Origin of the sequence: Pseudomonas sp. F9001, from assembly GCF_013385435.1 — a bacterium.
In the GTDB taxonomy this organism is placed as follows: Bacteria; Pseudomonadota; Gammaproteobacteria; order Pseudomonadales; family Pseudomonadaceae; genus Aquipseudomonas.
In genome coordinates this window covers 265,975-291,469 of sequence record NZ_JACAPX010000015.1, presented here as the reverse complement: position 1 = coordinate 291,469, position 25,495 = coordinate 265,975, and the positions used below count along the sequence as shown (strand labels likewise).

The 25,495-nt window shown below is 60.7% G+C and carries 21 protein-coding genes; 16 read left to right on the top strand and 5 right to left on the bottom strand.

The annotated features are described in order from the left end of the window. Window positions 1-152 precede the first annotated feature (152 nt). Complete coding sequence (locus HX818_RS17925) at window positions 153-1,289, top strand: FAD-binding oxidoreductase (RefSeq protein WP_177020478.1); 1,137 nt, start codon at window positions 153-155, stop codon at window positions 1,287-1,289. Window positions 1,290-1,423: 134 nt separating this feature from the next. On the opposite strand, the gene moaE is transcribed toward HX818_RS17925, so the two are convergent. From moaE to HX818_RS17900, 5 genes are all read right to left on the bottom strand, one after another. Beyond that, the gene (gene moaE / locus HX818_RS17920) at window positions 1,424-1,873 is read right to left on the bottom strand and encodes a molybdopterin synthase catalytic subunit MoaE (protein ID WP_003216307.1); all 450 of its coding nucleotides are present in this window, start codon (window positions 1,871-1,873) and stop codon (window positions 1,424-1,426) included. 2 nt (window positions 1,874-1,875) lie between these two features. After that, window positions 1,876-2,118: a molybdopterin converting factor subunit 1 gene (gene moaD, locus HX818_RS17915; RefSeq protein ID WP_003216306.1), complete on the bottom strand. Its 243-nt coding sequence runs from the start codon at window positions 2,116-2,118 to the stop codon at window positions 1,876-1,878. Then, entirely contained in the window at window positions 2,115-2,588 is a 474-nt protein-coding gene (gene moaC, locus HX818_RS17910; RefSeq protein WP_008435663.1) for a cyclic pyranopterin monophosphate synthase MoaC, read from the bottom strand. The genes moaD and moaC overlap by 4 nt, the downstream gene beginning before the upstream one ends. A gap of 164 nt (window positions 2,589-2,752) precedes the next feature. Continuing rightward, window positions 2,753-4,147, bottom strand: coding sequence for a PhoH family protein (locus HX818_RS17905; RefSeq protein ID WP_003216302.1), 1,395 nt, complete (start codon window positions 4,145-4,147; stop codon window positions 2,753-2,755). Between the two features lie 349 nt (window positions 4,148-4,496). Then, window positions 4,497-5,621 carry a polysaccharide deacetylase family protein gene (locus tag HX818_RS17900; protein ID WP_177020477.1) on the bottom strand — a complete coding sequence of 375 codons (1,125 nt, stop codon included), beginning with the start codon at window positions 5,619-5,621 and terminating at the stop codon, window positions 4,497-4,499. Between the two features lie 294 nt (window positions 5,622-5,915). Between HX818_RS17900 and yaaA the strand changes: the two genes are divergently transcribed. The 15 genes from yaaA (at window position 5,916) to HX818_RS17825 (ending at window position 25,460) form a co-directional block, all read left to right on the top strand. Continuing rightward, window positions 5,916-6,695 carry a peroxide stress protein YaaA gene (yaaA, locus tag HX818_RS17895; RefSeq protein WP_102606060.1) on the top strand — a complete coding sequence of 260 codons (780 nt, stop codon included), beginning with the start codon at window positions 5,916-5,918 and terminating at the stop codon, window positions 6,693-6,695. 868 nt (window positions 6,696-7,563) lie between these two features. Further along, complete coding sequence (locus HX818_RS17890; RefSeq protein WP_003216295.1) at window positions 7,564-8,880, top strand: nucleotide sugar dehydrogenase; 1,317 nt, start codon at window positions 7,564-7,566, stop codon at window positions 8,878-8,880. 84 nt (window positions 8,881-8,964) lie between these two features. Continuing rightward, window positions 8,965-10,446, top strand: a complete 1,482-nt coding sequence (gene alg8, locus HX818_RS17885) for a mannuronan synthase (protein WP_003216294.1) — start codon at window positions 8,965-8,967, stop codon at window positions 10,444-10,446. 36 nt (window positions 10,447-10,482) lie between these two features. Next, window positions 10,483-11,652, top strand: coding sequence for an alginate biosynthesis protein Alg44 (locus HX818_RS17880; protein ID WP_003216292.1), 1,170 nt, complete (start codon window positions 10,483-10,485; stop codon window positions 11,650-11,652). A gap of 90 nt (window positions 11,653-11,742) precedes the next feature. Next, a complete protein-coding gene (algK, locus tag HX818_RS17875; RefSeq protein WP_371135978.1) occupies window positions 11,743-13,167 on the top strand; it encodes an alginate biosynthesis TPR repeat lipoprotein AlgK in 1,425 nt (474 codons plus the stop codon). Then, on the top strand, window positions 13,164-14,651 hold the full coding sequence (locus HX818_RS17870; protein WP_003216288.1) for an alginate export family protein: 1,488 nt from the start codon (window positions 13,164-13,166) through the stop codon (window positions 14,649-14,651). The genes algK and HX818_RS17870 overlap by 4 nt, the downstream gene beginning before the upstream one ends. Then, window positions 14,651-16,210, top strand: a complete 1,560-nt coding sequence (gene algG / locus HX818_RS17865) for a mannuronan 5-epimerase AlgG (protein ID WP_043225844.1) — start codon at window positions 14,651-14,653, stop codon at window positions 16,208-16,210. Before HX818_RS17870 ends, algG begins: the two co-directional genes overlap by 1 nt. 11 nt (window positions 16,211-16,221) lie before the next feature. Continuing rightward, entirely contained in the window at window positions 16,222-17,670 is a 1,449-nt protein-coding gene (locus HX818_RS17860) for an alginate O-acetyltransferase (RefSeq protein ID WP_076014451.1), read from the top strand. A gap of 8 nt (window positions 17,671-17,678) precedes the next feature. Next, window positions 17,679-18,788 carry a mannuronate-specific alginate lyase gene (locus HX818_RS17855; RefSeq protein WP_008434173.1) on the top strand — a complete coding sequence of 370 codons (1,110 nt, stop codon included), beginning with the start codon at window positions 17,679-17,681 and terminating at the stop codon, window positions 18,786-18,788. 190 nt (window positions 18,789-18,978) lie between these two features. Next, window positions 18,979-20,544 carry an MBOAT family protein gene (locus HX818_RS17850; RefSeq protein WP_087692834.1) on the top strand — a complete coding sequence of 522 codons (1,566 nt, stop codon included), beginning with the start codon at window positions 18,979-18,981 and terminating at the stop codon, window positions 20,542-20,544. A gap of 11 nt (window positions 20,545-20,555) precedes the next feature. Next, on the top strand, window positions 20,556-21,743 hold the full coding sequence (locus HX818_RS17845; RefSeq protein ID WP_177020475.1) for an alginate O-acetyltransferase: 1,188 nt from the start codon (window positions 20,556-20,558) through the stop codon (window positions 21,741-21,743). Between the two features lie 16 nt (window positions 21,744-21,759). Further along, on the top strand, window positions 21,760-22,407 hold the full coding sequence (locus HX818_RS17840) for an alginate O-acetyltransferase AlgF (protein ID WP_008434181.1): 648 nt from the start codon (window positions 21,760-21,762) through the stop codon (window positions 22,405-22,407). Window positions 22,408-22,556: 149 nt separating this feature from the next. Beyond that, window positions 22,557-24,008 (top strand): mannose-1-phosphate guanylyltransferase/mannose-6-phosphate isomerase, encoded by a 1,452-nt coding sequence (locus tag HX818_RS17835; protein WP_003216275.1) that lies wholly within the window; start codon window positions 22,557-22,559, stop codon window positions 24,006-24,008. Window positions 24,009-24,162: 154 nt separating this feature from the next. After that, window positions 24,163-24,627 carry a hypothetical protein gene (locus HX818_RS17830; RefSeq protein WP_003216273.1) on the top strand — a complete coding sequence of 155 codons (465 nt, stop codon included), beginning with the start codon at window positions 24,163-24,165 and terminating at the stop codon, window positions 24,625-24,627. 20 nt (window positions 24,628-24,647) lie between these two features. Next, on the top strand, window positions 24,648-25,460 hold the full coding sequence (locus tag HX818_RS17825; protein WP_008434183.1) for an SDR family oxidoreductase: 813 nt from the start codon (window positions 24,648-24,650) through the stop codon (window positions 25,458-25,460). Window positions 25,461-25,495: the final 35 nt, after the last annotated feature.

Genomic DNA, 25,495 nt, shown 5'->3' with positions numbered 1-25,495 from the left:
GAAATAACAGTTTTTCCGGAATTTTCAGGTCAAAAGGAAATAGCGATTTCCTGCTTTATCGCCAGGCTGAATATAAATGTGAAAGCGGGCTTGTGGAGGAGCAAGCAAGCCTGCACATTTGGTTTCAGCATTTTCAAATCCAGGAGGAACACATGAATCAGGCCGACTACCTCATCATCGGCGGTGGCATCGCCGGCGCATCCGCCGGCTACTGGCTGTCACACCATGCCCGCGTCATCGTGCTGGAACGCGAGTCGATGCCGGGTTACCACTCCACCGGCCGTTCCGCCGCCCTGTACATCGCCGCCTATGGCACGCCCCAGGTCCGCGCACTGACGCTGGGCAGCCGCGCCTTCTTCGATCAGCCGCCCGCAGGCTTTGCCGAACACCCATTGCTCACCCCACGGGGCGAATTGCTGGTGGACTTGATTGGCGACCCCGGTGAGTTGCAGCGCCAGTACCTGAGTGCCAAAGCCCTTGTGCCAGAAACGCGACTGCTCGACGTCGAGGAGTCGATGTCCATGATGCCGATCCTGCGCCGGGAAAAAGTCCATGGCGGGATCTACGACCCGACCGTGTGTGACATCGATACCGATGCGCTCTATCAAGGTTACCTGCGCGGCATTCGGCGCAATGGCGGAGAAATCCACACCGACAGTGAGGTGCAGAAACTGACCCGCGACGGTCAGGGACTGTGGCAAGTGCGCACGGCCCAACAACACTTCAGCGCCCCGGTGATCATCAACGCCGCCGGCGCCTGGGCCGACCATATCGGCGAGTTGGCCGGTGCACAGAAAATCGGCCTGCAACCCAAACGTCGCAGCGCGTTCGTCTTCTCTCCACCCGCCGAGCTGAACATCCACGCATGGCCGGAGCTGGCGGCCCTCGACGGTTCGTTCTATATGAAACCCGACGCCGGCATGTTCCTCGGCTCACCGGCCAATGCCGACCCGGTGGAGCCCCACGATGTGCAACCGGAAGAGCTGGACATCGCCACCGGCATCTATCACATCGAGGAAGCCACCACCCTGAGCATCCGCCGGCCTGCGCGGACCTGGGCCGGGCTGCGCAGTTTCGTCAGCGATGGTGATCTGGTCTGCGGGTTCGATCCACAGGTGGAGGGATTGTTCTGGATTGCGGCTCAGGGCGGCTACGGGATCCAGACGTCTCCGGCGATGGGCCAGGCCAGTGCGGCGCTGGTGCGCGGCAAGCCGTTGCCGGATGCATTGGCGGCGTTCGGGTTGACCGAAGCGATGCTGTCGCCCCACCGGCTGCAAACCTCGACCTGACCTGTGTGGCGAGGGAGCTTGCTCCCGCTGGAGTGCGCAGCGCTCCCGTTTTTTTGGGGCCGCTTCGCAGCCCAGCGGGAGCAAGCTCCCTCGCCACAGCAAGCTCCCTCCCACAGCAAGCCCCTCGCCAGACGTTATTTCCAGCGGTCAGCGGCTGCGTGATCGCTGTCGCGCCCTTCCACCCAGCGTGGCCCTTCGCTGGTGTTTTCCTTCTTCCAGAACGGAGCCCGCGTCTTCAGGTAGTCCATCACAAAGGCGCAGGCATCGAACGCGGCCTGACGATGGGCGCTGGCCGCCGCAACAAACACGATCGGCTCACCCGGCTCCAGGGCGCCAATGCGATGCAACACTTCCAGCTTGAGCAGCGGCCAGCGTTGCTCGGCCTCCACGACGATTTTGCCGAGAGCCTTTTCAGTCATGCCCGGGTAGTGTTCGAGGAACATCCCCGCCACATCCAGGCCATCATTGAAGTCGCGCACATAGCCGACAAAACTCACCACCGCGCCTACGCCCACATTGGCCGCATGCATCGCATTGACCTCGGCGCCGGGATCAAACGCCTCGGCCTGCACCCGAATCGCCATGGTCAGCCTCCGGTCACGGGCGGGAAGAATGCCACTTCGTCGCCAGCTTGCAGCGGCTCTTCAAGGTCGCACAGTTCCTGGTTACGAGCGCACATCAGGCTGGCCTCATTGAGCACTGCGAATTCCGGGTCACCGGCCAATGCCTGGCGTACAGCGTCGACCGTCGCGAAGTCACCTTCCATCTCCAGGGAGTCCAGGCCAATCGCTTCGCTGTAGCGCGCAAAAAACAGTACGTTGATGCTCATGCCTGGTCCGCCTTGAAATGCCCGCTCTTGCCGCCGAGTTTCTCCAGCAGCCGAATGGTTTCGATGGTCATGCCACGGTCCACGGCCTTGCACATGTCGTAGATCGTCAGGGCGGCAACACTGGCCGCGGTCAACGCTTCCATCTCCACGCCGGTCTGCCCGGAGAGTTTGCAGCGGGCGACGATGCGCACCGCGTCCAGGCCATCGGCACTGAGCTCGACCTTGACCCCGGTGAGCATCAACGGGTGGCACAGGGGAATCAGATCACTGGTTTTTTTTGCGGCCTGGATCCCGGCGATACGGGCCACGGCAAACACGTCGCCCTTGGGGTGGGCGCCGTCGACAATCATTTTCAGGGTCTCGGGCAACATGCGCACCCGCGCTTCGGCCACGGCTTCACGGAACGTCACGGCTTTTTCAGTGACGTCGACCATGTGGGCGCGACCTTGGGAATCGAGATGAGTCAGCACAGGGATACTCCTGATCAGGAGCTCCGATTGTAAACCTAACGCCGATCAAATGTGGGAGCTGGCTTTTGTGGGAGTCGGGCTTGCCCGCGATGCAGGCACCTCGGTATGTCAGTTACACCGAGGTGATGCTATCGCAGGCAAGCCAGCTCCCACATTGACCGTGGTTACAGGTGAGATTCGGCGTATTCGGCCAGAATCGAACGAGGGACACCTTGCAAGGCGATGTGCACGCCGTTCGGGAAGTCCTTGAAGCGTTCCGTCAAGTAAGTCAGCCCGGAGCTGGTCGCGGACAGGTAAGGGGTGTCGATCTGTGCCAGGTTGCCCAGGCACACCACTTTGGAACCGGCGCCGGCACGGGTGATGATGGTTTTCATCTGGTGCGGCGTGAGGTTCTGGCATTCATCGATCAAAATCAGGCTCTGCTGGAAGCTGCGACCTCGAATGTAGTTGAGGGATTTGAACTGCAACGGCACTTTGCTGAGGATGTAATCGACGCTGCCATGGGTGTTTTCGTCATCCATGTGCAAGGCTTCGAGGTTGTCGGTGATCGCCCCCAGCCACGGCTCCATTTTTTCCGCTTCGGTGCCGGGCAGGAAACCGATTTCCTGGTCCAGGCCCTGCACGCTGCGGGTGGCGATGATGCGGCGATAGCGTTTGGTAACCATGGTCTGTTCGATGGCGGCAGCCAGGGCGAGGATGGTTTTCCCCGAACCTGCGGCGCCGGTCAGGTTGACCAGGTGGATGTCCGGATCAAGCAAGGCATACAGCGCCAGGCTCTGGTAGATATCACGCGGTTTCAGGCCCCAGGCTTCCTGGTGCAACAGGGGTTCCTGATGCAGGTCGAGGATCAGCAGCTTGTCGACCTGGATCTCTTTGATCCAGCCCACAAAACCCTGTTCGTCGATGATGAATTCGTTGATGTGCACAGCCGGCAGGTTGTCGATCAGCTGTACCTGGTGCCAGGTGCGGCCATGGTCCTGACGGGTTTCGACCTTGCTGACGCGATCCCAGAACGAGCCGGTCATGGTGTGATAACCACGAGACAGCATTGACACGTCGTCAACCAGTTGGTCGGTACTGTAGTCCTCGGCAGCGATCCCACACGCTCGTGCCTTGAGGCGCATATTGATGTCTTTGGTCACCAGCACCAGGCGCAGGTCCTTGTCGCGTGCGTGCAGGTCGATCAATTGGTTGATGATTTTGTTGTCGTTCAGATTCTCCGGCAGCAAGCTGTTGGGCTCGCTGCGCTTGCTCATCAGAATCGACAGCAAGCCCTTGGGCCCGCCTTTGCCACGCTGGATCGGTACGCCCACCTCGACATCGTCGGGGGAGGCTTCGCCGAGGGTCTTGTCGATCAGGCGGATGGCCTGGCGGCATTCGGCGGCAACGCTGTGGTGCCCGCTTTTGAGTTTGTCGAGCTCCTCAAGCACGATCATCGGGATGGCGACGTGGTGTTCTTCGAAGTTGAGCAGTGCGTTTGGATCGTGAATCAGTACATTGGTATCAAGCACATAAAGGATTGGCTGGTCGGAAGAAGGGTTACGTCCATGATCATCCATACTCGGTCACCTTTGTGGGAGCCAGTCGACGCAATACCGCGACAGTGCTGCGCCTCGATTCGACCGTCGAACGCACTTGAGGGGCGTCAAGTGCGGTGCACACAAGAGGTGTCTTGGAAGACGCCACCTGTGTTGCAGGTTTCGGCTGTCTGTCTTCGTAATACCGCAAAACACATGACAGGAAAAAGCACTTTGACGCTTTTTTGAAGTTTATTTTTCAGGATGACGAATAGCACTAGGCGCGCCGGCATTGCACCGTTAAAGTCGGAAGTCCGCCTGTATCGAAATACCTCCCAAATTCCCCCCTGAAAAACCTCAGCCCCAACAGGGCCGGGCTTTTCGTGCGTTTTCAGCGAAACGCTTCGCGGCAATCCTGCCAGCCGAGTCCACTTTCTGCCGTGGCGTGTAAAAGCCAGGGTAAAGCGATGCGCGCCTTGTCCTGGGTGTCGTGGAAGACGATCACCCCGCGCCGCCACAACAGCATCAGTGTGAGCACGCGGTTCGCCGACTCATCAGCCTTGAGCTTGCCGGGTTCGTCTTCCGAGTCGATGTCCCACAAGGCCACTTGCAGCCCTTGTGACTGGAAAAATCCCTGGCTGTCGGACCGGCGCTGACCGTACGGCGGGCGGAACAGCGGCAAGTAGTTTTCCGGCATCAGGTTTTGCGCCAGGGAGGCGCTGCGGGTGATGGACGACTGCCAGTCGACCCAGTGGCTATGGGAGCGGTACTGCCAGCCCTGGATGCCGACGCACTGGCCCTGGTACAGCGCCTGCACATCGGTGGCCGAGCTTTTCTCGACGCGGGTTTGCAGGCTGTTGCCCAGCACGAAGAAGAGGCTGTGCATTTTCTGTTTGCGCAGGTAGTCGGCGAGCCAGTCGGTATTGCCGCTGACCGGGGACGGTCCGCTGTCGAAGGTCAGCAGGAACATCCGGTCGTTGAGTTCGTCGCCGTTGCGCTCGTGGTCGCCGAAGCGCGCGATTTCGCTGCTGATCTGGGGGAACAGGGCGGCCTTGCGCAACTGTTCATCCAGGTAGCGTTCGTGGAATGCGCGGCTGGGGCCGGCCCAGCGTATATAGAAGGAGTTGTCGCTGACTTCGAATTTGGCGGCTTGTTCGCGCAGGTCGTCCATGTTTTCCACCAGGTAGCAGAAGGAGGCGTCCTGTTCGCAGCTTTGTTGGGCGAAGGTGTAGTTTTCCAGTAGCCGTTGCCAGAGTTGACGGCGCAGGTCGTCGATCGAGGCCTGGTTGATGATCTTCAGGCCCAGGCGCTGCTTGAGGGCGGGCTCGTCGAGGGATTCGCTGGCGAGCAGGGTGTGGGCGAACATCAGGATTTCTGCGCGTGAGGCGACGTCGAACAGGGCGGGGCTGCTGAGGCGTTCGGGCCAGGTGCCGCGGTCCAGGGTCGCGACATCCACGGGGGCGGCTTGGGCGCCCAGGCAGATGAGCCAGGCTGACAGTAAAAGCGCAATTCGCACGAAGGGTCTCCCTTTCCAGAGTCGTCGGGCACTATAGCCGATCGTGTGGGGGCGCTATTGGGTTGGTGTGTATATGCGTTATTTGAGTGATGGCTTGTATTGGTTCCGCTCTTACAGCGGCTCACTTTTGAACGCTTTTGCAAAGTGACTCGCTGTAAGAGCGAAACCATAAGCCGCCGTAACCGCAGAAACGGATATGCCCCCCAACGACCGCACAGCTATCTATCACCATCATAGGTGGAGTCAAACCGCCCTACCCCCTAGAATCCCCCCACGATTAAAGGAGACGACTTCATGCTGACGGTGATTTCCCCCGCCAAAACCCTCGATTTCGAGTCAAAGCCGGTCACCCCGCGCTTCACCCAGCCGCAATACCTCGACCACTCCCAGGAGCTGATCGAACAACTGCGCGAACTCAGCCCGGCGCAAATCAGCGAACTGATGCACGTCTCCGACAAAATCGGCGGCCTCAACGCCGCACGCTTCGGCAGCTGGACCCCCGCCTTCACCCCCGCCAACGCCAAACAAGCCCTGCTGGCATTCAAGGGCGACGTCTACACCGGCCTCAACGCCGAAACCCTCAAGGACGCCGACTTCACCTACGCCCAGGACCACCTGCGCATGCTCTCCGGCCTGTACGGCCTGCTGCGGCCGCTGGACCTGATGATGCCGTACCGCCTCGAAATGGGCACCAAACTGCCCAACGCCCGTGGCAAGGACCTGTACGCTTTCTGGGGCACCCGCATCAGCGAGTGGCTCAACGAAGCCCTGGCCGAACAAGGCGATGACGTGCTGCTCAACCTCGCGTCCAACGAGTACTTCTCGGCAGTCAAACGCCCGGCATTGAAAGCGCGGATCATCAACACCGAGTTCAAGGATCTGAAAAACGGCCAGTACAAGATCATCAGCTTCTACGCCAAGAAGGCCCGGGGCATGATGAGCCGCTTTGTGATTGAAGAACGCATCAACGACCCGGCCCGACTCAAGGAGTTTGACGTGCAGGGTTATCGCTTCAATGCGGAGCAGTCGAAGCCGGATAACCTGGTGTTCCTGCGGGATCACGCCCCGGAATAACCTGACAACGAAGATCCAAATGTGGGAGCGGGCTTGCTCGCGAAAACGGTGGTTCAGTCGATGCCTTTATTGCCTGACACGCCGCTTTCGCGAGCAAGCCCGCTCCCACATTTTGTTTGCATTCCAATTCCGAAATCGTCATTTATTTGGCGTCAAAAATAATTCTTCAGATTCCCTAACATTTATTTCACTCGACATTCGTCAATTTTTTTCGTAGTGGCACCACTTTTTTAAAACAGTAGTGGCACAAAACTATTTACCCCTCGCAACTCCCCGCAACTACTGGCCTAAATAGCAAGTGCTATCAGAATAGTACTAGTGCCATCTTTCCTAATATTTCAAGAAATTTCCGGAAACAGGATGAGTGGACAGGAACTATGTCCTAAAGCACCGCTCATACCACCGGTAACGATTATCTCTGAAGATGTAAGAGATGACTTACGTGGCGACCAAGGGAAGTAGCGAAGTTGTCATATAACTTTGACTCAATGGTCAAATCATCAACTGATTAGTTGAAGGCGGACGCAAAGGTTTCACTACTTTCTCCGAAAAGGCCAAGGCTGAGCTCACCTGCATGGGTCAGTGAGACAACCCAAGCCGTTGATATATAAGGGCTCAAAGCCCCTGTCAACGCCTTGCGGCACTGGCGCCAGGCCCTTCCCCAGGAAGGCTGGCTGCATTTCAGGGCAAGCCCCAACAATAAGGCCAAGTTGCGCACAACTTGAGTGCATTAGTTAGTCACTCGACTTTTAGTATGCCTGCACTGGATATACCGACGTTTATTCGTCGCACTTCCCAGTGCCTGGGTGACGCTTCAAAACATGAACTCCGGCCATCTAGTGGCACGATTAACAATGAGGTAAATGCGATGCGCATCAGCATATTTGGTTTGGGTTACGTCGGCGCGGTATGTGCCGGTTGCCTGTCTGCACGGGGCCATGAGGTCGTTGGCGTAGACATCTCCAAGGAAAAGATTGACCTGATCAACGCGGGTAAATCCCCCATCGTTGAACCGGGTCTGGGCGAGCTGTTAAGCCAGGGCGTTCAAACCGGCCGACTGCGCGGCACCACCAATTTCGCCGAGGCAATCCGTGATACCGACCTGTCGATGATTTGCGTCGGCACGCCGAGCAAGAAGAACGGCGACCTGGAACTCAACTACATCGAATCGGTGTGCCGCGAGATCGGTTTTGTCCTGCGTGACAAGACCTCCCGTCACACCATCGTGGTCCGCAGCACCGTGCTGCCAGGTACCGTGGCCAATGTGGTGATTCCGATTCTCGAAGACTGCTCGGGCAAGAAAGCCGGCGTCGACTTCGGCGTCGCCGTAAACCCTGAGTTCCTGCGTGAAAGCACCGCCATCGCCGACTACGACCTGCCGCCGATGACCGTCATCGGTGAATTCGACACCGCTTCCGGCGATGTTCTGCAGTCGCTGTACGAAGAACTCGACGCGCCGATCATCCGCAAGGACATCGCCGTCGCCGAGATGATCAAGTACACCTGCAACGTCTGGCATGCGACCAAAGTGACCTTCGCCAACGAGATCGGCAACATCGCCAAGGCGGTGGGTGTCGACGGTCGCGAAGTGATGGAAGTGGTCTGCCAGGACAAGACCCTCAACCTGTCCCAGTACTACATGCGCCCGGGCTTTGCCTTCGGCGGTTCCTGCCTGCCCAAGGACGTGCGCGCCCTGACATACCGCGCAGGCTCTCTGGACGTGGATGCGCCGCTGCTCAACTCGCTGATGCGCAGCAACGAGTCACAGGTGCAAAACGCTTTCGACATCGTTTCCAGCCACGACAAACGCAAAGTCGCCCTGCTGGGCCTGAGCTTCAAGGCCGGCACCGATGACCTGCGCGAAAGCCCGCTGGTGGAACTGGCAGAGATGCTGATCGGCAAGGGTTTCGACCTGAGCATCTACGACAGCAACGTCGAATACGCTCGCGTGCACGGCGCCAACAAGGACTACATCGAAGGCAAGATCCCTCACGTGTCGTCCCTGCTCAACTCGGACTTCGACGAAGTGATCAACAACTCCGACGTGATCATCCTGGGCAACCGCGATGAGAAGTTCCGTGCCCTGGCGCACAACGCACCCCACGGCAAGCAAGTGGTCGACCTGGTGGGCTTCATGTCCAAGGCCACCAGCGTGAGCGGCCGTACCGAAGGCATTTGCTGGTAACAGCAACGGCAAGTTTCAAGCGGCAAGCGTCCTGATCCCCGGCGCTTGCTGCTTGAAGCCTCCTTCACCTGCGGAATGACGCCTATGTCCAAGTTAAAACACGTACTCCTCCAATCTGCCGGCTGGCTGTTTTTCCTGAGCCTGCTGATGGGACTCGCCCTGCTGTTGCCGGCGAGTACGTTCGACTCAGAGTCGAAGAATTTTATTTTCCTGATTGGCGCCGTCGGTATCTGGCGCTACTCGATGGGTGCTACGCATTTCTTTCGCGGCATGCTGTTCCTGTACGTGGTCTACCCGCACCTGCGGCGCAAAGTGCGCAAGCTGGGCAAGGCAGCAGACCCGTCCCACGTATTCCTGATGGTTACCAGCTTTCGGATCGACGCGCTGACCACGGCCCAGGTCTACAGCTCGGTGATCCGCGAGGCCATCGAATGTGGCTTCCCTACCACCGTGGTCTGCTCCCTGGTGGAAATGTCCGATGAGCTGCTGGTCAAGAGCCTGTGGGCCAGGATGAACCCGCCCGACCACGTCAAACTGGACTTCGTGCGCATCGCCGGTACCGGCAAGCGTGACGGCCTGGCCTTCGGTTTTCGCGCCATCTCCCGCCACCTGCCGGACAACCGTGCCGTAGTGGCCGTGATCGATGGCGACACCGTGCTCGCCGAGGGCGTAGTGCGCAAGACCGTGCCGTGGTTCCAGCTGTTCGGCAATGTCGGCGGCCTAACCACCAACGAGTTCTGCGAAGTGCGCGGCGGCTACATCATGAGCGAGTGGCACAAGCTGCGCTTCGCCCAGCGCCACATCAACATGTGCTCCATGGCCCTGTCCAAACGCGTGCTGACCATGACCGGCCGCATGTCGGTATTCCGCGCCAACGTGGTCACCGACCCGGGCTTCATTGCCGATGTGGAAAGCGACTCGCTGCAACACTGGCGCCTGGGCCGCTTCAAGTTTTTGACCGGTGACGACAAGTCCAGCTGGTTCAGCCTGATGCGCCTGGGCTACGACACTTTCTACGTACCGGACGCCGCGATCCACACCGTGGAACACCCGCCGGAAAAGAGCTTTATCAAGGCCAGCCGCAAACTGATGTTCCGCTGGTACGGCAACAACCTGCGCCAGAACTCACGTGCCCTGGGCCTGGGTATGCGTCGCCTGGGCCTGTTCACCAGCATCGTGCTGTTTGATCAACGCGTGTCGATGTGGACCTCCCTGCTGGGGCTGACCGTGGCGATCATCGCCACCTTCAAATACGGCGGCGCGTTCATCCTCGCCTACCTGCTGTGGATCGGCATCACCCGCCTGATTCTGACCCTGCTGCTGTCGTGCTCCGGCCACAAGATCGGCCCGGCTTACCCGGTGATTCTCTATTACAACCAGATCATGGGCGCGCTGGTGAAGATCTACGTGTTCTTCCGCCTTGATCAACAGTCCTGGACCCGCCAGGACACCAAACTGACCCGCGATTTGGCCAGCTTTCAACGTTGGTTCAACACCTGGTCGTCTCGGACCATGACCTTCTCCGCCGGCAGCATTTTCGTCGCCGTGTTGCTGATGATGGTTTGACCCTGCCAAGCCTGAATTAACTAGGAACTAAACACCATGAATAGCCCAGTAAACGCCAACGTTGTCCACGAATCCGAAGCCCAGCGCCAACACGCCCGGGTCAAAATCCCGGCCAAGCTGCGCTTCTTCGGCGCCGATCAAACACCGATGGAAGTGCGGGTGATCGACCTGTCCGCCGGCGGCCTGGCCTTCAACGCCCCGCAGCAGCCGCTGAAAGTCGGCGATGTGCACAAGGGTCGCTTGCAATTCGTGATCGACAACCTGGGCCTGGCGATGGACGTCGAGCTGCAGATTCGCTCCTACGACCGCCAGACCGGCCGCACCGGTTGCCAGTTCCAGAACCTCGATGCACAAGACATCTCCACCCTGCGCCACCTGATCACCTCGCACCTGGCCGGTGACATCGTGACCATGGGTGACGTGCTGGCAACCCTGCAACGCGACAACTTCACCAAGGCGCGCAAGGTCAAGGACGGCGGCAGCAACATGAGCGTCGGTGGCCGCCTGCGGGCGGTGACGTTCAGCCTCGGGATCTTCGTGGTGGGCCTGGCGGCATTCGGCTTCGTGGTCAAATCGGTGTACGGCATGTACTTCGTCAGCCACGCCACCTCCGGCCTGGTGAGCGTGCCCGGGATGAACGTGACCATGCCCCGCGATGGCACCGTGCAAAGCCTGATCAAAGGCGATGCGGTCGCCGCCAAAGGCGCGCCATTGGCAACCTTCAGCACCAGCATGCTCGACGTACTCAAGGGCCATCTGGACGAAGACCAGCTGCAACCGGCCAAGGTCGAAGAGCTGTTCGGCAAGCAAATGACCGGCACCCTCACCTCCCCGTGCGACTGCGTCGTGGCCCAGCAACTGGTCGCCGACGGTCAGTACGCCAGCAAGGGCGACGTGATCTTCCAACTGGTGCCACGCGGCAGCCAGGCCAACGTTGATGCACGTTTCTCCTATCGCCAGTTTGCCGACGTTCGCCCGGGCACCCGCGTGAACTTCCAGGTAGCGGATGAAGAGCAGGTACGCACCGGCACCATCGTCAGCAGCACCAGCCTGAACAGCAGCGAAATGTCCTCCGACATCCGCGTGCAGATCAAACCCGACGCCCCGCTGGACAGCACCTACGCCGGTCGCCCAGTTGAAGTGACCAGCGATCGCGGCCCGTCCCTGAACTGGCTGATCGACAAAGCCATGGCCAACGGTCTGTAAGCAGAGGACATGCCTGTGATGACTCTCTCAAAAACACCGCAATCCCTGTGGGAGCGGGCTTGCTCGCGAAAGCAGTGTGTCAGCCAACACATGCATCAACTGACAGGGCCCCTTCGCGAGCAAGCCCGCTCCCACATGGGAACTGCGGCGTTGCTGGCTGTTGCGGTCAGCCTCGCCGGTTGCGCCGGCCTGCCCGACCAACGCCTGGCCAATGAAGCGCTGAAACGTGGCGACACCGTCACTGCCCAGCAGAACTACCAGCAGCTCGCGGATTTGGGCTACAGCGAGGCCCAAGTAGGCCTGGCGGATATCCAGGTCGGCACCCGCGACCCCGAGCAAATCAAGCAGGCCGAAGCGACGTACCGCGCGGCTGCCGATACCTCGCCCCGTGCCCAGGCACGCCTGGGCCGCCTGCTGGTGGCCAAGCCCGGCGCGACCGAAGCCGAACACCATGAAGCCGAAGGCCTGCTGAAAAAAGCCTTTGCCAATGGCGAAGGCAACACCCTGATCCCGCTGGCAATGCTCTACCTGCAATACCCGCACAGTTTCCCGAACATCAACGCCCAGCAGCAGATCAGCAAATGGCGCGCCTCGGGTTACCCGGAAGCCGGTCTCGCCCAGGTGCTGCTGTATCGCACCCAGGACACCTACGACCAGCACCTGGATGAAGTGGAAAGCATCTGCAAGGCGGCGCTGAACACCACCGATATCTGCTACGTCGAGCTGGCCACGGTCTACCAGAAAAAAGCCGAGCCGGAAAAACAGGCCGAACTGCTCAAGCAGATGGAAGCCGGCTACAGCCGCGGCACCGTCACCGCCCAACGGGTCGACAGCGTGGCTCGTGTACTGGGTGATGCAAGCCTGGGCAAGACCGACGAAAAAACCGCCCAGGCCCTGCTGGAAAAAATCGCCCCCGGCTACCCGGCCTCCTGGGTCAGCCTGGCACAACTGCTCTACGACTTCCCGGAACTGGGTGACGTCGACCAGATGATGAAGTACCTCGACAACGGCCGCGCCGCCGACCAGCCCCGCGCCGAACTGTTGCTGGGCAAGCTCTACTACGAAGGCAAGTGGGTCCCGGCTGACGCCAAGGCCGCCGAAGAACACTTCCAGAAAGCCGTCGGCCGCGAAGTCGCCGCCGACTACTACCTCGGCCAGATCTACCGCCGTGGCTACCTGGGCAAGGTCTATTCGCAAAAGGCCCTGGACCATCTGTTGACCGCTGCGCGCAACGGCCAGAACAGCGCCGACTTCGCGATTGCCCAGCTGTTTTCCCAAGGCAAGGGCACCAAGCCCGACCCGCTTAACGCCTATGTCTTCAGCCAGTTGGCCAAGGCCCAGGACACGCCGGAAGCCAACGACCTGGCGACCCAGCTCGAAGCGCCGCTGACCCCGGAACAACGCGCCGAAGGCCAACGCCTGGTGCAACAGGAGCTGGCCGTGCGCGGCACCCTGGCCCAAAGCACGCTGCAATTGCACGCCCTGCAAGAAGAAGACGGCGAGGAATCCCTATGAAGCTCAACCCATTCGTCAAGGCCGGTATCGGCCTGACCTTCGCCCTGCTGTGGTCGTGCCCGACCCTGGCGGCGCTGACCGAAGCCAAGAACTTCGGCCTGGAAGTCAAAGTCACCGGCCAGTCCGAAGATGACCGCGACCTGGGCACCCAGAAAGGCGGCGACGTCAACGGCATCGGCCTTGACCTGCGCCCGTGGATCTACGGTGAAAGCGGCAACTGGAGCGCCTACGCCATGGGCCAGGCCGTGACCTCCAGCGACATCATCGAGACCGACACCCTGCAACAGTCCTCGGATGACGCCACTCAACAGACCAGCAATGACGACCGCAAGAGCAAGAAGAACTACCTGGCGATGCGCGAGTTCTGGGTCGCCTATGGCGGCTTCACGCCCTACCCCGGCGAGATCCTCAAGCTCGGTCGCCAACGCCTGCGCAATGACGACGGCCAATGGCGCGACACCAATATCGAAGCGCTGAACTGGACCTTCGACACCACCTTGCTCAAGGCCAATGTCGGCGTCGCCGAGCGCTTCAGCGAATACCGCACCGACCTCAAGGAACTGTCGCCCAAGGACAAGGACCGTCAGCACCTGTACGCCGACGCCGCCTACCAGTGGACGCCAGGCCAGTGGATCGGCCTGCGCGCGCACCACACCCATGATGACGGCAAGCTCGACTACCCGGAACCGGGCGTGGCCACCGACTCGCTGGACAAGCGCGAGAACGGCGACCTGACCTGGCTCGGCATCGAAGCCAACAGCGACGCCTACAACTGGCGCAACACCAACACCGTCAACTACTGGGCGAGCGTCACCGGCATGCAGGGCGACCGCGACACGGTCAACGCCTTGAACGCCGACGGCACCCGCCCGGCCAACGCCAAGCGCAGCGATGACGTGAATGGCTGGGCCACCGACCTGGGTGTGCGCCTGCGCCTCGACCCGCAGTGGCAAGTGGGCGCCGCCTACTCCCGCGCCAGTGCCGAATACGAGCAGAACGGCCTGCAAAGCAACCGTTCAAACTGGACCGGTACCCAGTCCCGCGTCCATCGCTTCGGCGAAGCGTTTCGCGGCGAGATGAACAACATGCAGTCCATGAGCCTGTTCGGGTCCTGGCAGCTGCGCGAGGACTATGACGCAAGCCTGGTGTACCACAAGTTCTGGCGCGTCGACGGCAACAAGCCGGTGGGCAGCAACGGCATCGATGCCGTGCAGAACAACACCGATGACGTGACCGGCGCGATCCTGTCCAGCACATCCCTGCCGCTTGAAGACGGCAAGAAAGATCTCGGCCAGGAGATGGACCTGGTGGTCACCAAGTACTTCAAGAAAGGCCTGCTGCCGGCCGGGCTCAGCCAGTCGATCGACGAGCCGTCGGCCCTGGTGCGCTTCCGTGCAGGCGTGTTCAAGCCGGGCGACGCCTATGGCAGCCAGGTCGACTCGTACATGCATCGCGCCTTTGTCGACGTGATCTGGAAGTTCTGATGGGAGCCTGCGCAATGAAGTCTCAAAGCCTGCTCGTCGCGGCCATGCTGCTGGCCAGCGCCTCGGCCTTCGCCGACAAAGCGCCGACCATCGCCAAAGAGCTGCAACAGGCCAAGACCTACACCATCTCCAGCCCGCCGACCGAGCCGCTGGAGATGGCCAAGCCTGCGCTGCCGGACGTGTCCGGCTACACCGCGGCCAATATCGCGAAAAAGATCGTGCGTACCAAGCCAGGCAAAATCAGCATCCGCCGGATGATGCAGGAAGACGCCCTGAAGGACTTCATCGGCGGCGACAACAAGATGGCCGAATGGGTAGTGCGCCAGCACGGCATTCCCCAGGCGATCTTTGTCGACGACGGCTACATGAACCTCAAGGACCTGCTGAAGAAAGTGCCCAAGCAGTACTTCAGCGAAACCTCGCCGGGGGTGTTCCTGGCCAAGTTGCCGATCGTGGTGGGCCGTAAAGGCATCCTCGAAATCGACAAGCAGACTCAAGAGCTGCGCCTGTCCCAGGAAGCCGGTTCGTTCCTGATCAACGACGGCCAGCTGTTCGTACGTGACACCAGAATCACCGGCTGGCGCGAGAAGACCAACGGCCCGGCGACCTTCCAGTCGCCCAAGGAATTCCGCCCGTTCCTGCTGGCCTGGGGCGGCACCGAGACCTACATCGCCAACAGCAAGATGGCCAGTTTCGGCTACGCCAACAGTAAGTCGTATGGCGTGAGTATTTCCCAATACACGCCGAACATGGCCAAGGTGCTCAAGCGTCCTGAACCGACGGGCTGGATCGTCGACTCCGAGTTCTCGGACATGTGGTACGGCTTCTACTGCTACGAAACCACCGGCTTTGTGCTCAAGGGCAATACCTACAAGGACAACATCGTCTACGGCATTGACCCCCACGACCGTTCACACGGCCTGATCATCACCGACAACACCGTCTATGGCACGAAGAAGAAGCACGGCATCATCATTTCCCGGGAAGTGAACGACAGCTTCATCTTCAACAACCGCAGCTTCGACAACAAGCTCTCGGGCCTGGTGATCGACCGTAACAGCGTCAACAACCTGATCGCCGACAACGAGATCTACCGCAACCACACCGACGGCATCACCCTCTATGAGAGCGGCGATAACCTGCTGTGGGGCAACAAGGTGATCAGCAACCGTCGCCACGGCATCCGCGTGCGTAACAGCGTGAACATTCGCCTGTACGAGAACATTGCCATGGCCAACGGGCTGACCGGCGTGTACGGCCACATCAAGGATTTGACCGACACCGACCGCGACATCGCCCTCGACCCGTTCGACACCAAGGTCTCGCTGATCGTGGTCGGCGGTGAACTGGCCGCCAACGGCAGCGGGCCGCTGTCCATCGACTCGCCGTTGAGCGTCGAGCTGTACCGCGTATCGATGCTTGCGCCGACCAAATCCAGTGGCATCAGCTTCTCGGGCGTTCTTGGCGATCGCCAGGAAGAGATCCTCGACTTGCTGGTACGCCAGAAGAAAGCCGTGCTGATCGACCCTGTCGAACGCCAGACCGAAATGCAGGACTGAGGATGACCTTTATGCACCCACACATGATCAAACTGCTCAGCCTTTCGGGTTTGACCCTCGGCCTGCTCGCGGCCAGCCAGGGCGTGCGCGCCGACGAAATCAAGGCGCCAACCTTCACCGCCGAACCGTGCTGCAGCCTGTGCCCGGCCGCCCACGACGCGAAGAACTACACCACCCGCTACCAGCAGAACTTCACCACCCTGGTGCAAGCCCAGGGCGACTGGCTGTTCCGGACCCAGGAAGACCTGCGCACCGAATTCGACACCAGCCCCGCCGGCTACAAACGCATGCAGCAGCTGCACGATGCGTTCAAGAGCAAGGGCGTGGAACTGGTGGTGGTCTACCAGCCGACCCGTGGCTTGGTGAACCGCAACAAGCTCAACCCTGAAGAGAAAGCCAGGTTCGATTTCGACAAGGCCCTGGGCAATTACAAGACCATGCTCGGGCGCTTCGCCAAGATGGGCTACGTCGTACCGGACCTGTCGCCGCTGACCAACGAGCAACTGCCGGATGAATTGCCGGCCCACGATTTCTACTTCCGCGGCGACCAACACTGGACGCCATACGGCGCCCAGCGCACCGCCAAAATCGTCGGCGCGAAAGTGCGGGCGATGCCTGAATTTGCCGGCATCCCCCAGCGCGAATTCGAGACCAAACGGTCTGGGCGCATGGGCAAGACCGGCACCCTGCACAACATGGCCGGGCAACTGTGCGGCACCAGCTACGCGATCCAGTACATGGACCAGTTCACCACCGAGCCCAAGGGCGAAGCGGCGGACGGCGACCTGTTCGGTGATTCCGGCAACCCGCAGATCACCCTCGTGGGTACCAGCCACAGTGGCAAGAACTACAATTTCGCCGGCTTCCTGGAACAGGAAATCGGTGCCGACATCCTTAACGTCGCCTTCCCCGGTGGTGGCCTGGAAGGCTCGATGATCCAGTACCTGGGCAGCGAAGAATTCCAGAAGACCCCGCCGAAGATCCTGATCTGGGAATTCTCGCCGCTGTATCGCCTGGACCAGGAGACCATCTACCGCCAGATGATGTCGCTGCTGGACAACGGCTGTGAAGGCAAGACCGCCCAGATGAGCGCCAGCACCACGCTGAAACCCGGCAAGAACGAATTGCTGGTGAACAGTTCGAACAAAGACCTGCGCAACAGCAGTCACCAGGTCGACATCCGCTTCGCCGACCCATCGGTGAAAACCCTGCAAGCCACCCTCTGGTACATGAACGGGCGCCACGAGGACATCAAGATCGAGAAACCCGAAACATCCGATACAGACGGGCGTTTCGCCTTTGAACTGCGCACCGATGAAGACTGGGCCACGCAAAACCTGCTGGCCGTGGAAGTGCAGGGCCCTGAAGCGGGCCAGGCCGCGCAGAAAGTCGAAGCGAAAATTTGCACACGCAACGTATTCCCCGCCGGTGGTCAACAGACTGCTTCAACGGGGCAATGAGGTTACTTATGCAGAAGTTATTGATTCCAACGCTGCTGGGCCTGGCGATGTTTGCCGGCCAAGTCAACGCCGCCGCACCACTGCGTCCGCCCCAGGGTTATTTCGCCCCGGTGGAAGCATTCAAGACCGGCGACTTCAAGAATGACTGCGACGCCATGCCCGCGCCGTACACCGGCTCGCTGCAATTTCGCAGCAAGTACGAAGGTTCGGACAAGGCTCGTTCCACCCTGAATGTGCAGTCCGAAAAAGCCTTTCGCGACAGCACCGCCGACATCACCAAGCTGGAAAAAGACACCAGCAAGCGTGTGATGCAATTCATGCGCGACGGCCGTCCGGAGCAGTTGGAATGCACGCTGAACTGGCTCACGAGCTGGGCCAAGGCCGATGCATTGATGTCCAAGGACTTCAACCACACCGGCAAGTCCATGCGCAAATGGGCACTGGGCAGCATGGCGTCGGCCTATGTGCGCCTGAAGTTCTCCGACTCTCATCCGCTGGCCAACCACCAGCAGGAGTCGCAGTTGATCGAAGCCTGGTTCAGCAAAATGGCCGACCAGGTGGTGAGCGACTGGGACAACCTGCCGCTGGATAAAACCAACAACCACTCCTACTGGGCTGCCTGGTCGGTGATGGCGACCTCCGTCGCCGTGAACCGCCGCGACCTGTTTGACTGGGCCGTGAAGGAATACAAGGTCGGCGCCAACCAGGTGGATGCCCAAGGCTTCCTGCCGAACGAATTGAAGCGTCAGCAACGAGCCCTGTCGTACCACAACTACGCCCTGCCGCCGCTGGCGATGATCGCCAGTTTTGCCCTGGTGAACGGTGTGGACCTGCGCCAGGAAAACAACGGCGCGTTGAAACGCCTGGGTGACAAGGTGCTGGCCGGGGTGAAAGACCCGGAGATCTTCGAGCAGAAGAACGGCAAGGAACAGGACATGAAGGACCTCAAGGAAGACATGAAATTTGCCTGGCTTGAGCCCTTCTGCACCCTCTACACCTGCGCCCCGGATGTGATCGAGCGCAAGCACGGCATGCAGCCGTTCAAGACATTCCGCCTGGGGGGTGACCTGACCAAGGTCTACGACCCGGCGCATGAGAAAGGCAACAAAGGCAGCTAGTCGCTGATCGTTCCCACGCTCCGCGTGGGAATGCAGCCAGGGACGCTCCGCGTCCCAAAAGCGGACGCAGAGCGTCCAGTGAGGCATTCCCACGCAGAGCGTGGGAACGATCACATAGCCCTCTCATTTCGGTGGGGGGTTTGGGGGGGCCGTTGGCCCTTGACTGTTGGTTAAACATGGAGAGATCGGGATGGTTTTCTCGTCCAATGTGTTCCTGTTCCTGTTCTTGCCGATCTTCCTCGGCTTGTACTACCTGAGCGGGCAACGCTATCGCAATCTGCTGCTGCTGGTTGCCAGTTATGTGTTCTACGCCTGGTGGCGAGTGGACTTCCTGGCGCTGTTCGCCGCCGTGACGCTGTGGAACTACTGGATCGGCCTCAAGGTCGGCGCGGCAGGCGTGCGCACCAGGCCGGCCCAGCGCTGGCTGCTGCTGGGCGTGGCGGTCGATCTGTGCATCCTCGGCTACTTCAAGTACGCCAACTTCGGTGTCGACAGCATCAACCTGATGATGAAGTCGGCCGGCCTTGAGCCTTTCATCCTGACCCACGTGCTGTTGCCGATCGGGATCTCGTTCTACATCTTCGAGTCCATCAGCTACATCATCGACGTGTACCGCGGCGACACCCCGGCCACCCGCAACCTGATCGACTTTGCGGCGTTCGTGGCGATCTTCCCGCATCTGATTGCCGGCCCGGTGTTGCGTTTTCGCGACCTGGCCGACCAGTTCAACAACCGCACCCACACCCTCGATAAATTCTCCGAGGGCTGCACGCGGTTCATGCAGGGTTTCATCAAGAAGGTGTTTATCGCCGACACCCTGGCGGTGGTCGCCGATCATTGCTTCGCCCTGCAAAACCCTACGACGGGTGACGCCTGGCTCGGCGCACTGGCGTACACCGCGCAGCTGTACTTCGACTTCTCCGGCTACAGCGACATGGCCATCGGCCTGGGCTTGATGATGGGTTTTCGCTTCATGGAAAACTTCAAGCAGCCGTACATCAGCCAGTCGATCACCGAGTTCTGGCGGCGCTGGCACATCAGCCTGTCCACCTGGCTGCGTGACTACCTGTACATCACCCTGGGCGGCAACCGTAAAGGCACGCTGACCACCTACCGCAACCTGTTCCTGACCATGCTCCTCGGTGGCCTGTGGCACGGTGCGAACATCACCTACATCGTGTGGGGCGCCTGGCACGGCATGTGGCTGGCGATTGAAAAAGCCATCGGCCTCAACACCGCACCGCGCAGTTTCAACGTTGTGCGCTGGGCCTTCACCTTCCTGCTGGTGGTGATGGGCTGGGTGATCTTCCGCTCGGAAAACCTGCACGTCGCCGGCCGTATGTACGGCGCGATGTTCAGCTTCGGCGAGTGGTCGCTGTCGGAACTCAACCGCGCCAGCCTCACCGGCCTGCAAGTGGCAACCCTGGTGGTGGCGTACGCAACCCTGGCGTTCTTCGGCCTGCGGGACTTCTACAGCAACCGCCCACCGGAAAAAACCAAGCCTGCGGTGAACACCCAGGCCGACGGCCCGGCGACTGCGCAACCGGGCTTGATCAAGGCCGTACCGGGCGACAACCCAGGCAGCATCCATGAGCCCGGCTACACCGTGGGCACCGAGGCCACCGTGCAACCGGCCTACTGGAGCGCCACCTGGCCACGCTACGCCATGCGCGCCGCAGTACTGCTGCTGTTCGTGGCGTCGATTCTCAAACTTTCGGCGCAGAGCTTCTCGCCGTTCCTTTACTTCCAGTTCTGAGGGAGCCGACCATGACCCGTTCATTACGCGTCCTCTACATCGCCTTGTTCCTCGCCGTGCTGCTGGCGTTGGGCGCCTGGTCGATGCGCAGTTTCCTGGGCTTCAGCACCAACGCCGACGCCACCGTGCTCAACGGCCGCTGGACCAAGGCTGTCGAGACCCACTACGACGACCAGTTCCCGATCAAGCGCCTGGGCACCAACCTCTGGGCAGCGCTGGACTACAAGCTGTTCAACGAAGGCCGCCCTGGCGTGGTGATTGGCCGCGACCACTGGTTGTACAGCGACGAGGAATTCAACCCCATCGTCAACGAAGACCAGAACCTGCAAGGCAACTACGCCTTGGTGGAAGGCGTGCGCCAGAAGCTCAAGGCCCAGGGCATCCAACTGGTGATGGCGATCGTGCCAGCCAAGGTGCGGCTGTACCCGGAACACCTGGGTGAAGTGCAGCCGGCGAGCATCCGCGCCGGTCTGTACCAGGACTTCCATGCCCGCATGGCCGCCGACAAGATCGTCGCCCCTGACCTGATGGGCCCGCTGCAACAGGCCAAGCTGCACGGCCAGCAAGTGTTCCTGCGCACCGACACCCACTGGACCCCGGACGGCGCTGAAGTGGCGGCCAAAGAATTGGCCAAGACAATTGCCAACAAAACGCCCCTGAGCGGCGAGCCTCAACGCTTTGTCACCGAAGCCGAGAAGACCGAGCCACACAAGGGCGACCTGCGCCTGTTCCTGCCGCTGGACCCGCTGTTCGAAAACCTGATGCCGCCCAAGGAGCCACTGCAAAAACGCGTGACGCACCTGGCTGAAACCAAAGGCGACGATGCGCTGTTCACCGACAGTGAAAACCCGGTGGCCCTGGTGGGCACCAGCTACAGCGCCAACCCGAACTGGAACTTTGTCGGCGCGCTGAAGCAAGCCCTGGGCAGCGACGTCATCAACTACTCCGAAGACGGCCACGGCCCGATCCTGCCGATGCTCAGCTACCTGAAAAGCGACGACTTCAAGAACAGCCCGCCACAGGTGCTGATCTGGGAGTTTCCCGAGCGTTATCTGCCTGTGAACAACGAAATCGGCGATGCCGACCCGCAGTGGGTTGCGCAGCTCAAACAAGCCGGTATGCGCCAACAGAACATGGCTATCAACACCCCCACCGTTAAAAACATGAACTCCGAGACGCCCGACCGGGCGCAAAACTGAAAGAGAGGTAACTCACATGACTTTCACTACTAACCTCGCAAAAACTTTTGCCCTCGTCGCCGGCATGAGCGTTGTTTCGATGTCCGCCTTCGCCGGTGGCGACGCCGCCCTCTACGGTCCCGTCGCGCCAAAAGGCTCGAGCTTTGTGCGGGTGTACAACGCCAGCAACCAGGAAGTCAGCGCCACCGTCGGCAGCACCAACCTCAACGAGGTTGCACCGCTGGCCAGCAGTGACTTCAGCTTCATGCCGGGCGGTGACTACAGCGCCAAGGTCGGCAGCCAGACCCTGCCGGTCAAGCTCGCCGCCGACCACTACTACACCCTGGTCAGCAGCGGCAGCGGCCAACCGCAACTGATCGAAGAACCGCCGTTCAAGAACAAGCAGAAATCCCTGGTGCGCGTGCAGAACCTCAGTGACAAGTCGCTGACCCTGAAAACCGCCGATGGCAAGACCGACGTGGTCCAGGCCGTGGCCGCCAAGGGCCGTGGCGAGCGCGAGATCAACCCGGTGAAGGTCAGCCTGGCGCTGTATGAAGGCGATAAAAAAGTCGGCGACGTGAAGCCGGTAGCTCTGGAACGCGGTGAGGCCGCAGTGCTGTACGTCACCGGCACCGGCGCCAACCTGTCGCCAGTGTGGGTGAAACGCCCTGTGTCGACCCGCTGATTAGATTTTCAGATTGACGCTGCCCCCTGTGGGAGCTGGCTTGCCTGCGATGCGGACAACTCGGTGTATCAGGTACACCGAGGTGATGCCATCGCGGGCAAGCCCGGCTCCCACAGGCTCTAACCAAATTTGATTCAAGGAGAAACACCATGATCCCAGTAATCCTTTCCGGTGGTAGCGGCTCACGTCTTTGGCCGCTTTCGCGTAAACAGTTTCCCAAGCAGTTCCTGGCCCTGACCGGCGAGCACACCTTGTTCCAGCAAACCCTGGAGCGCCTGGTGTTCGACGGCATGGACGCGCCCATCGTGGTGTGCAACAAGGACCACCGCTTTATCGTCAACGAGCAACTGGCTGCCCGCAAACTGGAAACCCAGCGCATCCTGATGGAGCCGTTCGGCCGCAATACCGCGCCGGCCGTGGCCCTGACGGCGATGATGCTGGTCAACGAAGGCCGCGACGAACTGATGCTGGTGCTGCCCGCCGACCACGTGCTGGATGACCAGAAAGCCCTGCAACGCGCCCTGGCCCTGGCCACTGTGGCGGCTGAGCGTGGCGAAATGGTGCTGTTCGGTGTGCCGGCCACCCGTCCGGAGACCGGCTACGGCTATATCAAGTCGACCAACGATTCGCTGCTGCCCGAAGGCGTCAGCCGCGTGCAACAGTTCGTGGAAAAACCCGATGAAAAACGCGCCGCCGAATTCGTCAAGAGCGGTGGTTATTTCTGGAACAGCGGCATGTTCCTGTTCCGTGCCAGCCGCTTCCTCGAAGAGCTGAAAAAACACGATCCGGACATCTACGACACCTGCCTGCTGACCCTGGAACGCAGCAACCAAACCGCCGACACCATCGACATCGACGAATCCACCTTCGCCTGCTGCCCGGACAACTCCATCGACTACGCCGTGATGGAAAAAACCCAACTGGCCTGCGTGGTGCCGTTGACTGCCGGCTGGAGCGACGTGGGTTGCTGGGCATCGCTGTGGGACGTGAATGAAAAAGACGCCAACGGTAACGTCAGCAAGGGCGACGTGGTGATCCAGGACAGCAAGAACTGCATGATCCACGGCAACGGCAAGCTGGTGTCGGTGATTGGCCTGGAAAACATCGTGGTGGTAGAAACCAAGGACGCGATGATGATTGCCCACAAGGACAAGGTCCAGGGCGTCAAGCAGATGGTCAACACCCTCAACGAGCAGGGCCGCAGCGAAACCCAGAACCACTGCGAGGTGTACCGTCCATGGGGCTCGTACGACTCGGTGGATATGGGCGGGCGCTTCCAGGTCAAGCACATCTCGGTGAAACCGGGCGCGTGCCTGTCGTTGCAGATGCACCACCACCGCGCCGAACACTGGATCGTGGTCAGCGGCACCGCCGAAGTCACCTGTGACGAGAACGTGTTCCTGCTCACCGAAAACCAGTCCACCTACATCCCGATTGCCTCGGTGCACCGTTTGCGTAACCCGGGCAAGATTCCATTGGAGATTATCGAGGTGCAGTCCGGCAGCTACCTGGGTGAAGACGATATCGAACGCTTTGAAGATATCTACGGTCGATCCACGCCAATCGAGCGTGGCGTGTCGGTAAAAACCATCGCGCAGTAAACAGAGCAACACAACAAGCCCCCGCCCCACCGACTGCGTCCCCTATCCGCAGCCGGTGGGCCGGGGGCTTTTTCTTTGGGGCCGGGGAACCCGAAGATGGTCAACTCCACCTACGCTTGGTTAGGATGCCCGTTCCGTTTTCGAGGTTGTTGCCATGTTCTTTGGTGTCTTGCTGATTATCACCTGGCTGATCCTCTTGCTGCGCTACCCCGCCAGGGCGTTGCCGGTTTCCCTCGCGGCCGCCGTCGGCCTGGGCCTGGTGGCGGTATGGGTGGTGTGGCTGGACAACCGCGAAGCCCAGCAATTGGCACGCCTGGAACTGCGTACCGTCTACGCGCCGAAAGAATGCCCGGCAGACCGCCCGCTCAAGCTCACCTTGAACAACGGCAACAACGTACCGCTGACCGAACTGCGTTGGCGCATCGCCGCGTATGCGCCGGGCGATACGGTCAACCTGGCAGACAACGTGTACGCTGCCCCGCGCTATCGCGGCCCCGGCGAACTGCAGGCCGGCGCCACCTGGGAAGACTGCCTGCCAGTGCCGCCGCTGCGCCCCGGCTACCGCCCGCAAACCCTGGAATTTCGTGCCGAGCATTTGCAAGGCAGCTTCTCTGACTGATAACGACAAAGGACTGATCCATGCCCAACGTACTGATCACCGGGTGCTCCAGTGGCATTGGCCGTGCCCTGGCGGACGCCTTCAAGCAAGCCGGCTTTGACGTGTGGGCCAGCGCCCGGCGCAGCGAGGATGTGGCGGCACTCGCCAGCGCCGGCTTTAACGCGGTGCAACTGGACGTCAACGACAGCGCTGCCCTGGCGCAGTTGGCCGGGCAGGTCGGCGAGCTGGACGTGCTGATCAACAACGCCGGCTACGGCGCCATGGGCCCGTTGCTCGACGGCGGCACCCAGGCGATGCAGCAGCAATTCGAGACCAACGTATTCTCAGTGGTCGGCGTGACTCAGGCGCTGTTCCCGGCCCTGCGTCGCCGTAAAGGGTTGGTGGTGAATATCGGCAGCGTGTCCGGCGTGTTGGTCACACCGTTCGCCGGTGCGTATTGCGCCTCGAAAGCCGCAGTGCATGCCTTGAGTGATGCGTTGCGCATGGAGCTCGCACCGTTCGGCGTGCGGGTGATGGAAGTGCAGCCAGGCGCCATCGATACAAGTTTTGCAAAAAACGCCGGCACCCAGGCCGAACTGTTGATCAATGAAAAGTCGCCCTGGTGGCCACTGCGCGAAAGCATCCGCGCCCGGGCCAAGGCCTCCCAGGATCGGCCTACGCCCGCTCGCGATTTTGCCGCGGACGTGCTCAAGGCCGTGCAACAGGGCACGCCGCCGCGCCTGTTGCGCTCGGGTAATGGTTGCCGGGCACTGCCATTGATGGCGGCGTTGCTGCCCAAGGGCTTGCTGGAGACTGTCTTGAAAAAACGCTTTGGCCTGAGCGGCCAGCTCTAAGAGCCCCCGCCTCCCCGTGGCGAGGGAGCTTGCTC